Source organism: Paenibacillus sp. FSL H8-0280, assembly GCF_045040665.1.
In the GTDB taxonomy this organism is placed as follows: domain Bacteria; phylum Bacillota; class Bacilli; order Paenibacillales; family Paenibacillaceae; genus Paenibacillus; species Paenibacillus xylanexedens_A.
The window spans coordinates 6097576-6113291 of record NZ_CP150296.1 but is presented as its reverse complement, the minus strand read 5'-3'; the positions used below and the strand labels follow the sequence as shown (position 1 = coordinate 6113291).

At 54.4% G+C, this 15716-nt stretch carries 2 protein-coding genes; both read left to right on the top strand.

Translation table 11 applies throughout. The features are described from left to right. Window positions 1-305: 305 nt before the first annotated feature. Window positions 306-428: a hypothetical protein gene (locus tag MHI12_RS26590; protein WP_341009026.1), complete on the top strand. Its 123-nt coding sequence runs from the start codon at window positions 306-308 to the stop codon at window positions 426-428. 160 nt (window positions 429-588) lie between these two features. Then, window positions 589-15606, top strand: coding sequence for an amino acid adenylation domain-containing protein (locus MHI12_RS26585; RefSeq protein ID WP_405173060.1), 15018 nt, complete (start codon window positions 589-591; stop codon window positions 15604-15606). Window positions 15607-15716 lie beyond the last annotated feature (110 nt).

The window sequence follows — 15716 nt, the reverse complement described above, 5'->3', positions numbered from 1 at the left end:
GCAGGGAATTCTCCGGCAATCCAAGGGCAGTCCCGTTCATGCCATACGGAGCATTCATTGAGTCTCATGCAGTACCCTCGTTAAATTTAATCGTCAGGAAAAGCTCACTACCCCGCAGCCGAATCTTTATTTATCCACACCAGGGCTGTGGGGGAATAAGCAAATCGTACATAGAGTGTATCAATACCCCTTAAATATAGGCTTCGTCAAAGGCAGCTCGAGTGCCAAATCAGGAGGTACAGTCGACTTCCTGCTGGACGGCCGGAACCCTGCGGCAAGCTTTACATCGACAGGAGGAACAATCCTTGTCGTCTATCCCCAAATCCAATTCCGAACCCCATGTTAAACCAAATCCCGTCTTCGGGTGGCTCGTCCGCAGCAATCTTATTGAAGCAGAGGAGTCCGAAGTAGCCGCATCTCTTGCGTAGAACGATGTTTGTTGTCCTTTACGCATGGGAGCCGAGCGGTACAGTTGCTAGGCAGAGGATTGCCGCATGCGATCAACCGGGCAATCCAAGCGGTGACATGGCGTAAGCCATTGATATTGTTGTCAGATGTTTGAAAAGGAGGGGAGCGTTGCTTCGGCATATGCTCTGCCGGATTGCTTTTACCGATGAAGAGAGGGGAACGATCCAGATGGCTTTTGAAAAAGAAACGTTGTTTTGGAACGAAAAATTCGGTAGTGACGATTATACCTTGACGCGGTTGCCTTACAGCAAAGCTCCAAACTCCCTGGTGCCCAATGTGAAAACCGTTGGCGGTTCGCTTTCGGAGGAAGCGGCGCAGCGCGTCCTTCAAATGAGCAAGGGTGCTCCGCTGGCTGCTTTTATGATTTTGCTCGCAGGTGTTCAGGCACTCTTGCATAAATATACAGGAGCTTCAGACATTCTGGTCGGCATGCCGGTTGTGCGGAAAAAGGCGGAGACACGGCGATCCGTTAATCATACGGTCATTTTGAAAAACTCGCTTTTGGTGGGGGCAACTTTTAAAACGCTTCTGAGCGAACTGAGGACTTCCTTGCCTGAAGCCATTCAGCATCAACATATTCCGTTCTTGAAAATGACGGAGAAGTTGGATCTGCAATATGCAGAAGGGATACCCTTCGTCCATACGCTAGTATCCCTTAAGGAGCTGCATCTGGACGAAATTGGGAAAAACGTGATCACAGACTGTTCGTTTGAATTCAGTTTAACCGGCGGGACGATACAGCTAGCGCTGTCATATAACGAGCACTTATATGACTCCGAGTTCATGAATCGGGTCGTCGGCCATCTGAATCGCCTGCTGTCCGTCGGGCTTCATGAGCTGGAGCTGGACATCGTGCGAGCGGACATGCTGTCGGAGGACGAAAAATTTCAATTAATACAAAGCTTCAACGATACCGAGAAGGACTATCCTCGTGATCGGACGATTCATCAGCTTGTGGAGGAGCAAGCGAAGCGTGTGCCCCAGGCGACTGCGGTTGTTTTTGAGGGGCAGCGGCTTTCATACGCAGAGTTGAACGAACGGGCGAACCAGCTGGCGCGTACGCTACGATCGGTCGGTGTGCTGCCCAATCAGTTGGTAGGCTTGATGGTCAGGAGATCGCTGGAGACGGTCATTGGCATTCTGGCGGTTCTGAAAGCTGGCGGTGCCTACGTGCCGATTGACCCGGAGTACCCGGAAGAACGTATTCGCTACATTCTGGAGAACTCGAACGCGCAGCTGCTGCTGACTCAAAGAGAGCTGTTACAGCAAGTCCCGTTCGAAGGGACCGTATTGGCGCTAGATGACAAGCAGGCCTATAGCGATGATGGCTCGAACCTGGAGGCGGCCAGTGGTCCACACGATCTTGCTTATGTCATTTATACGTCAGGTACAACGGGCAAACCCAAAGGGGTCATGCTGGAGCATCGTGGTTTGGTCAGCTTGAAGCTGATGTTCGCAGACAGGCTGGGTATCACGGAGCATGACCGGATCGTTCAATTTGCGAGCTTGTCCTTCGACGCATCCTGCTGGGAGGTTTTCAAAGCACTCTATTTTGGCGCGGCTTTGTACATCCCGACAGCCGAAACAATTCTCGACACTCGGCTGTTCGAGAGTTATATGAACGAGCATGCGATTACGGCGGCGATTTTGCCTCCGACGTACAGCGCTCATTTGAACCCGGACCGTCTTCCCAGCTTAACAAAGCTTGTAACGGGAGGTTCGGCGGTATCGGCCGAATTCGTGCAGCAGTGGAAAGCGAAGGTTCACTATTTCAATGCTTACGGCCCTACCGAAGCTTCGATTGTTACGACGCTTTGGGATGCGGATGAGCAGCAGCCGGAGCGCAGAGTCATTCCGATTGGGCGCCCGCTGTCCAATCATCAGATTTTTATTTTGGATGCCCACCTGCAACTTGTGCCTCCGGGAGTGGACGGCGAGCTGTGCGTGGCAGGCGTGGGGCTTGCGAGAGGTTACCTGAACCAACCGGAACTGACGGCAGAGAAATTTGTGGAACATCCATTTGCGCCGGGAGAACGCCTTTACCGGACAGGAGATCTCGCCCGCTGGCTGCCGGACGGTAATATGGAGTACTTGGGCCGAATCGACCATCAGGTGAAAATCCGTGGATTCCGAATCGAGGTCGGTGAGATTGAAGATCAGCTTCTGAAGATCGACTCGGTGCAGGAGACGATTGTGATTGCGCGGGAAGGAAAAAGCGGGCAAGAACTGTGCGCTTACCTGGTCGCTAGTCTCCCTCTTACGCTCGGCGAGCTGAGAAGCGCGCTGGCGCAAAAATTGCCGAATTACATGATTCCGGCACATTTTGTTCAGCTTCCGCAGATGCCGCTCACGCCGAACGACAAAATCGACCGCAAGGCTTTGCCTGCCCCGGAAGGAAACGCACTGACCGGCGGCGAGTACGTAGCTCCACGCAATGAAGCCGAGCGGACGCTTGCCGATGTGTGGCAGGCGGTATTGAACGCCGATCGCGTTGGGGTAACGGATCATTTCTTCGAGCTGGGCGGAGACTCGATCAAGTCCATTCAAGTATCTTCGCGGCTTCATCAAGCCGGGTACAAGCTGGAAATCCGGGATTTGTTCAAATATCCGACGATCTCACAGCTTAGCCTGCATGTGATACCGATCGGACGTACCATCGATCAAGGCGAAATTACGGGTGAAACGGCGCTGACGCCGATTCAGCATTGGTTTTTCGAGAGCTCCTTTGCGGACCCGCATCATTTCAACCAGTCGGTGATGCTGTACCGGAAGGAACGCTTCGACGAAGAGATGGTACGTCAGGTGCTGCAAAAGCTGGCCGAGCATCATGACGCCTTACGGATGGTGTTCCGCAAAACGGAACAAGGGTTTAGCGCACGGAACCGCGCGATTCAGGAAGACGTGATGTTCACGCTGGACGTGTTCGACTTCAAGGATGCGGAGAATCCCACGCAGGCTGTGGAAGCGAAGGCAACGGACATTCAAGCAGGCATCGATCTGGAGAACGGGCCTCTCATGAAGGCGGGACTGTTCCAGTGCGAGGATGGAGATCATTTGCTGCTCGCGGTTCATCATGCCGTGGTAGACGGCGTGTCTTGGCGAATTTTGATGGAGGATTTCGCTCTAGGTTACGAGCAGACTGGCAAAAGCGAAGAAATTCGTTTCCCTTCGAAAACAGATGCGTACCGCACTTGGTCCGAGCAGTTGGCTGCTTACGCGCAAAGCCCGGAGATGGCGAAGGAACGGGCCTATTGGCAGGCCGTGGATCAAATGGAGGTTCCGGCCGTGCCGAAGGATATGGAGGCGGATGTTACGACGCAGCAGGACAGCGAATCGCTGTTTGTCCGTTTGGCTCGCGAAGAAACGGAGCTGCTACTGAAGCGGGTTCACCGTGCCTTCAACACCGAAATGAATGATATTTTGGTAACGGCGCTCGGCATAGCCTTACGCAAATGGACGGGGCACGAACGGGTGCGGATCAATCTCGAAGGACACGGACGTGAATCGATCGGAACGGATATCGACATCACGCGCACAGTCGGCTGGTTTACGACCAAGTTTCCGGTCGTCCTGGAGCCGGAAACCGACCGGGATTTGACCTATCAGGTTAAACAGGTCAAGGAAAACTTGCGCCGCATTCCGAACAAGGGGCTTGGGTACGGCATATGCCGCTATCTTTCGAAATCGGAGGATGGCTTGGTTTGGGGCGCAGAACCGGAAATTAATTTTAACTACCTCGGCCAGTTCGACGATGATGTCAACCAGGGCGAGATCGGCATATCTTCTTATTCCAGTGGCAGCCCGGCTAGCGACCGGCAGGCCCGCAGCTTTGTGCTGGATATCAACGGTATGGTGCTGGACGGTGCTTTATCGCTCGATCTCAGCTACAGCCGGAAGCAGTATCACAAGGAAACGATGGAAGCCTTCGCTCAGCGGCTTGAGCAAAGTCTCCGAGAGCTCATTACCCACTGCGCAGGCAAAGAGAACACCGAATTGACGCCAAGCGACGTGCAATTTAAAGGCTTGACCATCACAGAATTGGAGCAAATCGCCCAGCGCTCGAGTCATCTCGGGGAAATCGAAAATATTTACTCGCTGACGCCGATGCAAAAGGGTATGTGGTTCCACAGCGCGCTTGACCGGCAAACGGCAGCTTACTTTGAGCAGACGCGGTTTACGATGCGGGGAGCGCTCGACGTCCAGCTTTTTGAGAGGAGCTGGATGGAGCTTGCAAAACGTCATCTGGTGCTGCGGGCGAATTTTGTGAATGGACCAGCAGGCGAGCCGCTGCAAATCATATACCGCGATAAGCCAGTCGGCTTTGAATATGAAGAGCTGCTTCATTTGCAGGTACACGAGAAACAAGCTTACTTGGATGAAAAGGCCGAGGAGGACAAGCTTCGTGGCTTCGACATGGAACATGATGCGCTCGTTCGGTTTACGATTCTGCGCACCGAAGAGCAAAGTTATCACGTTCTGTGGAGTTTCCAGCATATTTTGATGGACGGCTGGTGCCTGGCTCAGCTGACGCAGGAGTTGTTTGAGATATACTCGGCCCTGACCTCTGGGAAGCAGCCAGCGGGAGGTAAAGGATCGGATTATGGCGATTATATCGAATGGTTGGAGAAACAGGACGATCAGGCGGCATCCGTCTATTGGACGGCGTTCCTGACAGGCTACGAAGGGCAAACCGTACTTCCGGGGCAAAAGGAACCAGCGCCGAGCGGCAGATTTACGGCTGATCACGTCACCGCCGAACTAGGCAAGGACTTGAGCAAACGGATGGACCGGGTGGCGAAACAGCACCTGGTTACAGTCAATACGCTGCTGCAAGCCGTTTGGGGAGTGATGCTGCAAAAATATAACGGAACAAACGATGCCGTATTCGGTAGTGTCGTGGCCGGAAGACCGGCGGAAATCCCGGGCATTGAGTCTATGATCGGGCTGTTCATCAATACGGTGCCGGTCCGCGTCAATAGCGAAGTGGACACCGTGTTCGCCGACCTTATGGCGAAGCTCCAAGAGCGGGCGCTGGATTCCGGGCGTTATGATTACTATCCGCTGTATGAAATTCAAGCTCGCAGCGTGCAAAAGCAGAATCTGATCAACCATATCATCGCTTTCGAGAACTATCCGGTGGACGAGCAGATGGAGCAGGCGGGGGAGCAGCAGCACGGCGGCCTGACAATTGCTGACGTTCAGATGGAGGAGCAGACGAACTATAACTTCAACGTGACTGTGGTGCCGGGAGCCGAGATCGAAATTCGATTCGACTTTAACGCCGAAGTGTTCGATAAAGACAGCATCGAGCGGCTCAAGGGGCATCTCGTGCATCTGCTGGAACAGGTAACGGATAACCCGGAAATTACCGTGGGCGAGCTGGAACTTGTGACCGAGGCAGAAAAGGCCGACCTTCTCGGACATTTTAACGACACCACAACGGAATTTCCGCGCGGGAAGACACTCATTCAATTGTTCGAAGAGCAGGCGGAGTACATCCCGGATGCAGCTGCCATTTCCTTTAATGAGCAAGAGATGACTTACCGCGAGTTGAATGAACGCGTCAACCGCCTTGCCCGTACCTTGCGCAGCCACGGGATATCTCAAGGACGTCTGGTCGCCATTATGGCTGAGCGTTCCATCGAAATGGTTGTAGGTATACTGGCAGCACACAAAGCCGGAGCCGCTTACGTACCGATTGACCCGGAATATCCAGAGGAGCGTATCCGTTTCTTGATAGAGGATTCAGGAGCGCAGGTTATGCTGACACAAAGCCGCTTGCGCGAGCGCCTGGCGGGTGTGGACTCGTTGATTTTACTGGATGACGAGTCCTTCTATCACGAGGACGGAACAAACCTAAATCAAGGGATTGAAGCGACAGATCTGGCCTGCGTGATCTATACGTCAGGCACGACGGGCAAGCCAAAAGGCAACCTTGTTTCGCACCGCAACATCGTGCGCGTTGTGCAAAATACAAATTATATCGACATCACCAATCGCGATCATGTCCTCCAGCTTTCGAGCTATTCGTTCGACGGAGCGATTTTCGATATTTTTGGTGCTTTGACCAACGGGGCGCGGCTGGTGCTGGTTCCCCGCGAGACGTTGCTGGAAATTGGTCTACTGGCGGATCTCATCCAGCGCCAGCGCATATCGGTCATGTTTATTACGACGGCTTTCTTCAACGTGCTTGTAGATGTGAACGTCCATTGTTTTCGGGATGTCCGGGCGATTTTGTTTGGAGGAGAGCGTGTCTCGGTTGGTCATGTACGTAAAGCACTCGCCCATCTTGGAGCGGGTAGGCTCAACCATGTGTACGGACCGACGGAAAGCACGATATTTACCACGTACCTTCCGGTCGACTTCGTTGATGAGTCGGCGCTTACCGTTCCTATCGGACGACCAATCAGCAATACGACGGTGTATATCGTCGACAGCCGGAATAAGCTGCTGCCGATCGGCGTGGTCGGGGAGCTATGTGTCGGTGGAGAAGGTTTGGTACGGGGCTACAATAACCGGCCGGAACTGACGGCGGAGAAATTTGTGCACAATCCTTTTACGTCAGGAGAGCGCATGTACCGGACGGGGGATTTGGCGAAATGGCTACTGGACGGCACGATTGAATATGTGGGACGAACGGACGACCAAGTGAAAATCCGTGGCTTCCGCATAGAGCTGGGCGAGATCGAAGCTCAGCTTCAGAAAGTGGAGGGAATTCGGAAAACGACAGTATTCGCGCGGGAAAACGTGTCCGGCGAAAAGCAGCTTTGCGCCTATTATGAAGCGGACTGTGAGCTTCCGGCGGCCGAGCTGAAGAGCATGCTGTCTCAGGAACTGCCGACCTATATGATCCCGGCGTACCTGATCCAGTTGGAGCGTCTCCCGCTGACGACGAATGGCAAGGTTGACCGCCGCTCCCTCCCGGCACCTGAGGAGAGCTTGCAGCCAGGCGAAGGACATACTCCGCCTCGGACTCCGCTCGAAGCCAACTTGGCTGAAATATGGAAAAGCGTGCTTGGATTGGAGCACATCGGGGTTCATGACAACTTCTTTGACTTGGGCGGCCATTCCCTGCGGGCAACGACACTGGTGAGCAAGGTGCATCAGGAGTTGAACGTCGAGTTGCCTCTGCGCGACGTATTCCGCTACTCAACGATCGAACAGATGGCTCTCGCCCTCTCCCGGATCGAAGAACATTCGTTCTCGTCGATTCCGCTGGTAGGCGCAAGAGCGTATTATCCACTTTCCTCAGCTCAGAAGCGGCTGTTTATCCTGAATCAGCTGGAAGGAGCCGATCAGAGCTACAACATGCCGGGTGTGCTGCTGCTCGAAGGATCGATTGATCATAGCCTGCTGGAGAAAGCTTTCCGCGGACTGATCCAACGTCATGAAACGTTGAGAACCGGATTTGAGGTCGTGCAAGGCGAAGCGGTACAGCGTATTTACGAGAGCGTTGATTTTTCCGTCGTGTGTCGACATGCGAACGAGGAAGAAGCGTCTGCAGTCGTGCAGGCTTTTATCCGACCTTTCGACTTGGCGAAGCCACCGCTGCTGCGTGCCGAGCTCGTAGAGCTGGCCGCCGATCGTTATTTACTGATGTTTGACATGCACCATATTATCTCCGACGGGGTTTCGATGGACGTGTTCGTTGAGGAACTCGTTCGTCTGTATGGCGGTGAGTCATTAGAGCCTTTGCACATTCAGTACAAGGACTATGCGGTATGGCAGCAATCGGACGAGCAAAAAATTCAATTGAAACGCGAGGAAGCTTACTGGCTGGACCGTTACCGGGGCGAGCTGCCGGTTCTGGAAATGCCAACGGACTATCCGCGTCCTGCTGTACAGAGCTATGAGGGACATACGCTAACGTCCTTCGTGGACGAGGCAACGAACGAAGGCTTGAAACAGCTGGCCGCTCAAAGAGGAACGACGCTATATATGGTGTTGCTTGCCGCATATACCGTGCTTTTGCATAAATACACAGGTCAGGACGATTTGATCGTCGGAACGTCGATTGCGGGCAGAACGCACGGCGACACGCAGCCTTTGATCGGAATGTTTGTCAACACGCTGGCGATCCGCAATTATCCGGCTTCGGAGAAGACCTTCCTGTCGTATTTGGAAGAAGTGAAAGAAACGACTTTAGGCGCTTACGAGCATCAGAATTATCCGTTCGAAGAACTCGTTGATAAAGTGCAGGTTAGCCGGGATTTGAGCCGCAACCCGCTGTTTGACACGATGTTCTCCCTGCAAAACCTGGAGGAGTCAGAGTTTGAGCTGGAAGGGCTGAAATTGTCCCCGTACCCTAGCGAATATGGTATGGCCAAGTTCGACCTGAGTGTGGATGTTACGGAAGAAAATGGCGGACTGGAGTGCAACTTTGAATTCGCAACGGCTCTTTATAAAGAAAGCACGATCCGGCGGCTGTCGATTCATTTTGGACATTTGCTTGCGGCGATCGTAAGCCATCCGAATGCGAAGATTGCCGAGTTGGACTTGTTGACAGCAGATGAAAAAGAGAAGATTCTCGGCGCGTTTCACCCGATGCAATCGGAAGTGGCTCCTGTGGCCGCGTTTCACCGACTGTTTGAGGAACAGGCGGAGAGCACTCCGGAAGCGGAAGCCGTTGTATACGAGAACGATCGGCTGACGTATGCGGAGCTGAACGTACGGGCGAACGGCTTAGCGGCCACACTGCGCGCAAGTGGAATCGGCCGGGAGGAGATTGTTGGCATTCTCGCCGAGCGCTCGGTGGACCTGCTGGTGGCCGTGCTGGCCGTCTGGAAAGCAGGCGGGGCATATGTACCGCTTGACCCGGATTATCCGGCGGACCGCGTGCGGTTTATGCTTGAAGACAGCGGAGCGAAGGTGCTGCTGACACAAACGCTGCTGAGAGAGCGTGCTGAAGCCTGGCTCAGCCAAGAGGAACTGGCACTTGCAAAGGTGTTGTACCTCGACGACGAAATGTCATACAGCGAAAACCGGGAGAATGCACCGCTTGGCTCCAGCATGGTTTCCGGTAAAGTCTCCGGCGAGCTGACGGGTGCTGTGAACAGCGATGATCCGAGTCATCTGAAGGTTGCTGGCTTGGACAGCTTCCATGAAGCTCGTCCTGAGGACCTAGCGTACGTGATCTACACGTCGGGGACAACAGGCAAGCCGAAGGGTGTAATGATTGAGCACCGCAGCTTGGTGAACACGGCAGCGGGCTACCGGCGGGAATACCGGTTGGATCAGTTCCCAGTCCGGCTACTGCAACTCGCCAGCTTCTCGTTTGACGTGTTCGTGGGTGATATCGCACGCACGTTGTATAACGGAGGCACCATGGTCATTGTACCGAAGGATGATCGGATTGATCCGTCTCGCCTTCACCACTGGATAGAGCGGGAGCAAGTGACGATCTTTGAATCAACACCAGCACTGATCGTACCGTTTATGGAATACGTGCACGAGCAAGGGCTGGAGTTGAGTGGGATGGAGCTGCTCATCACAAGCTCGGACAGCTGCAGTGTGGCGGATTACCGGACCTTGCAGGAGCGTTTTGGCTCATCGTTCCGCATTATTAACGCCTACGGCGTGACGGAAGCGGCAATTGACTCCAGTTTCTATGACGAAGAATTGAAGGAGCTGCCGCAGACAGGCCATGTGCCGATTGGCAAAGCGTGGCTGAATGCGAATTTCTACATCGTGGATGCACAACTGAACCCAGTACCGGTCGGTGTGTTGGGCGAGCTGGTTATCGGCGGAGTCGGGGTAGCTCGCGGGTATTTGAACCGTCCAGAGCTGACGGAAGAGAAGTTTGTAGACAGTCCCTTCACCGCTGGTGAGCGGCTGTACCGCACAGGAGACTTGGCGCGGTGGATGGAGGACGGCAACGTGGACTTCATCGGCCGAATCGACAACCAGGCGAAAATCCGGGGCTACCGGATCGAGACGGGTGAGATCGAGTCACAGTTGCTGCGGGTGGAAGGTGTGCGCGAAGCGGTGGTGCTGGTTCGAAGTGATGCGAACGGTCAGAAGGCGCTGTGTGCGTATTACACGCCGGATACCGGTGCGAAGCTGTTGGTGAACGATCTGCGCAGTGCCCTGGCACAGGAGTTGCCGGGTTACATGATCCCGTCGTACTTCGTGGAGCTGGAGCGTCTACCTTTGACACCGAACGGAAAGATAGACCGGAAGGTGCTGCCAGCGCCGAAAGGGGAAGCGGAAAGCGGAACGGAGTACGTCGCACCGCGCAATGAGCTGGAAACGAAGCTGGCGGCGATTTGGCAGGAGGTGCTGGGGCTTGCGAAGGAGATTGGTGTTCACGACAACTTCTTCGACATCGGTGGCCACTCCCTGCGCGCGACAACGTTGGTCAGCAAGATTCATAAAGAGTTGAACGTGGATCTGCCACTGCGCGACGTGTTCCGCCATTCCACGATCGAGAGCATGGCTACCGCTATTTCTCGGCTGGATCAGCAGATATTTGTTTCCATTCCGGTGACGGATGGCCGAGAGGTGTACCCGCAATCTTTTGCTCAAAAACGTCTCTTTATTCTGAATCAGCTGGAAGTTGCGGAGCTTAGCTACAACATGCCGGAAGCGATGCTGCTGGAGGGTGCTTTGGACCGGGCAAGGTTCGAAGAAACGTTCCGTAAGCTCGTGGCGCGGCATGAAATGTTGCGCACCGGGTTTGAAATGGTGGATGGAGAAGCATCACAGCGGGTTTACCAGGACGTGAATTTTGCGGTGGAGTTCTATCAAGCGGATGAGCAAGAGGTCGAAGCGGTGGTTCACGGTTTCGTCCGTCCGTTTGACTTGGCTAAGCCACCGCTGTTGAGGGTAGGCCTTGTTGAGCTGGCTCCGGAACGCCATATTCTGATGTACGACATGCATCATATTATTTCTGACGGCGTTTCAATGGAAATCTTTGTTGAAGAATTCGTACGTTTGTATGGTGGAGAGCAATTGGAGCCGCTACGCATTCAGTACAAAGACTACACCGTTTGGCAGCATTCGCAGGAGCAGCAGGAACGGCTTCAGCATCAGGGGGCGTATTGGCTGGACATGTTCCAGGGCGAGCTTCCGGTGCTGGAAATGCCGACCGACTATCCACGTCCGGCTGTACAGAGCTACGAAGGTCAAACGCTGGAGTTTTCCTTCGACGCTTCAAAAACCGGCGGCCTGAAACAGCTGGCTTCGGAAACGGGCACGACGCTGTTTATGGTGCTGCTTGCGGCGTATAACGTGCTTTTGCATAAATATTCAGGTCAGGAAGACGTAATCGTTGGTACGCCGATTGCCGGAAGGAATCATGGAGATGTGCAGCCGTTGATCGGGATTTTCCTAAACACGCTGGCGATTCGCAGTTATCCGTCTTCGGAGAAAACATTCCTGTCATATCTGAACGAAGTCAAAGAAACAACTCTGCGTGCCTTTGAGCATCAGAACTATCCGTTTGAACAATTGGTGGACAAGGTGCAAGTCACCCGTGATTTAAGCCGCAATCCGCTCTTCGACACGATGTTTACGATGCAGAATACGGAGAACGAGCAATTTGAGCTGGAAGGGCTTCGCCTGATTCCTTATCCGAGCGTACTTGATACTGCGAAGTTTGATATCAGCTTGGATGTGGGCGAGGAGAACGGCGGCTTGGATTACAGCTTTGAATATGCGACAGCTCTTTACAAAAGGGAGACGATTGAACGGCTGGCAAAACATTACGAGCAGTTGCTCCTGACAATTGTAAACCGTCCAGATGCGAAGATTGCCGAGCTGAACTTGCTGACAGCAGAGGAAAAAGAACAAGTTCTCAATGCGTTTAATCCAGCGCAGCTAGAAGCGGCTCCTGCGGCTACGTTCCACCGTCTGTTTGAGAAACAGGCAGAGTGTACGCCGGAAGCGGAGGCCGTTGTGTATGAAAATAACCGCCTAACGTATGTGGAGCTGAACGAGCGAGCGAACCGCTTAGCGGTCACGCTGCGTGCAAATGGCATCGGCCGGGAGTCAATCGTTGGCATTCTCGCCGAGCGTTCGGTGGACTTGCTGGTGGCCGTGATGGCCGTCTGGAAAGCCGGCGGGGCGTATGTACCCCTCGACCCGGATTATCCGTCGGACCGCGTGCGGTTTATGCTCGAAGACAGCGGAGCGAAGGTACTGTTGACACAAACGCCGCTGCGAGAACGTGCCGAGGCCTGGCTCCGCGAAGAGGAGCTGGCGCTGATGTCGGTGCTGTACCTCGACGACGAAGCGTCGTACAGCGAAGATCGGGCAAATGCCCCGATGTGCTTTGATCAAGGCTCCTGCATGGCTTCCAGCCGGGACTCTGGCAAACTAACGGGGGCTGTGAACAGTGCGGATCGGAACCATCTGGATGTTGTCGATGATGTTGATTTTGATGTTGTTGGCATGGACAGCTTCCATGAAGCCCGCCCAGAGGATCTGGCGTACGTGATCTACACATCGGGAACGACGGGCAAGCCAAAAGGTGTGATGATCGAGCACCGCAGCCTGGTGAACACGGCAGCGGGTTACCGGCGGGAATACCGGTTGGATCAGTTTCCGGTAAGGCTGTTGCAGCTCGCGAGCTTCTCGTTTGACGTGTTTGTGGGCGATATCGCGCGGACGTTGTACAACGGAGGCACGATGGTGATTGTACCGAAGGACGACCGGATCGATCCGTCTCGTCTGCACTACTGGATAGAGCGGGAGCAAGTGACGATCTTTGAATCAACACCGGCGCTGATCGTGCCGTTTATGGAATACGTACATGAACAGGGGTTGGAGTTCAGCGGGATGGAGCTGTTGATTACAAGCTCGGACAGCTGCAGTGTGGCGGATTACCGAACCTTGCAGGAACGCTTCAGCTCGTCGTTCCGCATCATTAACGCTTACGGTGTGACGGAAGCGGCGATCGACTCCAGTTTCTATGACGAACCGCTGATGAAGCTGCCGCAGACAGGCCATGTGCCGATCGGCAAAGCGTGGCTGAATGCGAAATTTCACATCGTGGACGCACATCTGAATCCCGTACCAGTCGGCGTGCTGGGCGAACTGGTCATCGGCGGCGTCAGCGTGGCGCGTGGGTACTTGAACCGACCGGAGCTGACGGAAGAGAAGTTCGTAGACAGTCCGTTCGCTGTGGGCGAGCGGTTGTACCGCACGGGAGATTTGGCGCGGTGGATGGAGGACGGCAACGTGGACTTCATCGGCCGGATCGACAACCAAGCGAAAATCCGGGGCTACCGGATTGAGACGGGAGAGATCGAGTCGCAGCTGTTGCGGGTGGAAGGTGTGTGCGAAGCGGTGGTGCTGGTTCGAAATGACGCGAACGGGCAGAAGGCGCTATGTGCGTATTACACGCCGGATACCGGAGCGAAGCTGGCAGTGAACGATCTGCGCAGCGCGCTGGCACAGGAGCTGCCGGGTTACATGATCCCGTCGTACTTCGTGGAGCTAGAGCATCTGCCTCTGACACCGAACGGGAAAATAGACCGGAGGGCGCTGCCAGCGCCGGAAGGGGAAGCGGGAAGTGGAACGGAGTATGTCGCACCGCGCAATGAGCTGGAAATGAAGCTGGCGGTGATTTGGCAGGAGGTACTGGGGCTTGCGAAGCAGATTGGCGTTCACGACAACTTCTTCGACATCGGCGGTCACTCCCTGCGGGCGACGTCACTGGCAGGCAAGGTATTTAAGGAACTAAACGTCAACCTCCCGCTGCGCGACGTATTCCGCCACTCAACGATTGCGGCGATGGCCGAGGCGATCGCCCGGATGGAACGGCGGGAGCATGAGGCCATTCCTCAAGCGGAGCAGAGAGAGTATTACCCTCTGTCCTCCGCGCAGAAACGGCTGTTCATTCAGCACACGCTGGATGGAGCAGATCAGCTTTACAACATGCCGGAACTGGTGCAGGTGGAAGGTGAGTTTGATTTAGACCGGTTGGAAGCCGCCTTGCGGAAATTGATAACACGGCATGAATCGCTGCGCACCGGTTTTGAAATGATGAAGGGCGAAGTGGTTCAGCGGATATACCCACAGGTCGATTTTGCTATCGAGCACCATCAAGCGGATACAGAGGATTCAGATCAAATCGAGCAGATCGTCCGCAACTTCGTTCGTCCGTTTGATCTCGGCCAACCGCCGCTGCTGCGCGCCGGGGTCATCGAGTTGGAGCCGCACCTGCGTATTCTCCTTTTCGATATGCACCATATCGTGTCCGACGGTGTATCAATGGAGATTGTGATGGAGGAGTTCTCGAGTTTCTACGCCGGAGAACAGCTGCCACCCCTGCGCATTCATTACAAGGATTATGCCGTTTGGCAGCAGTCGAAGGCCCACCGAGAGCGAATCGGGCGGCAGGAAGCGTACTGGCTGCAAACCTTCGAAGGCGAGCTGCCCACGGCGGACCTGCCGATGGATTACGAACGGTCTGCCGTTCGTAGCTACGAAGGCGCGCATGTGGAGTTCGACGTCGAAGCTTCTCTCTCTGCGCGGTTGCGCGAATTGGCTGCCGAGTGTGAAAGCACACTGTTCATGGTGCTGCTTGCGGCCTATACTGTGTTGCTGTCCAAGTACAGCGGTCAGGAGGACTTGATCGTGGGCACCCCGGTGGCTGGAAGAACTAACGCCGATTTGGAGCCGGTCATCGGCATGTTTGTTAATACGCTGGCGCTCCGCAATCGCCCAGCGGGTAACAAAACGTTCCTGTCCTACCTGGAAGAAGTGAAGGAAACGGCTTTGGGTGCTTTTGAGAACCAGGATTATCCATTCGAGGATCTCGTGGAGCGTTTGAATGTGAAGCGGGAGCCGGGCCGATTCCCGTTGTTCGATGCCGTTTTCGACTTGCAAAATATCGAAGAACGAGACGCCGAACTGGAAGGGGTCAGCCTGAAGAATTACGAGCTTGACCATTTGGAAGAAGCGAAGTTTGATCTGACGCTGTTTATGTATGAAAACGAAGGGGCGTTGAGCGGGGGCTTTTTCTACGCCACCAAGCTGTTCAAAGAAACGATGATCCGCACCTTGACTGAGGATTACCTGCGGGTACTGTCTCAAATTGCGGAAAATCCACAACTCGAGCTAAGCCGAATTGAATGTCATAAACCGGCGGCAGGCGCAAAGAGTGCTGTTGATACGATCGAATTCGCATTCTAATGTTACAAGCGCGCTTCCGTCATCAAGCGACAGCGCGTGTATCCCAAGGAAGACGCGAACAACATGCAAGCCCGTAAACGCGCAGGTCGAAAGCAAGCCTTTCCAGACCT

Excerpts from the sequence above, each read along its gene's own strand:
- MHI12_RS26585 (WP_405173060.1), top strand. The coding sequence starts at position 589 with ATGCTCTGCCGGATTGCTTTTACCGATGAAGAGAGGGGAACGATCCAG.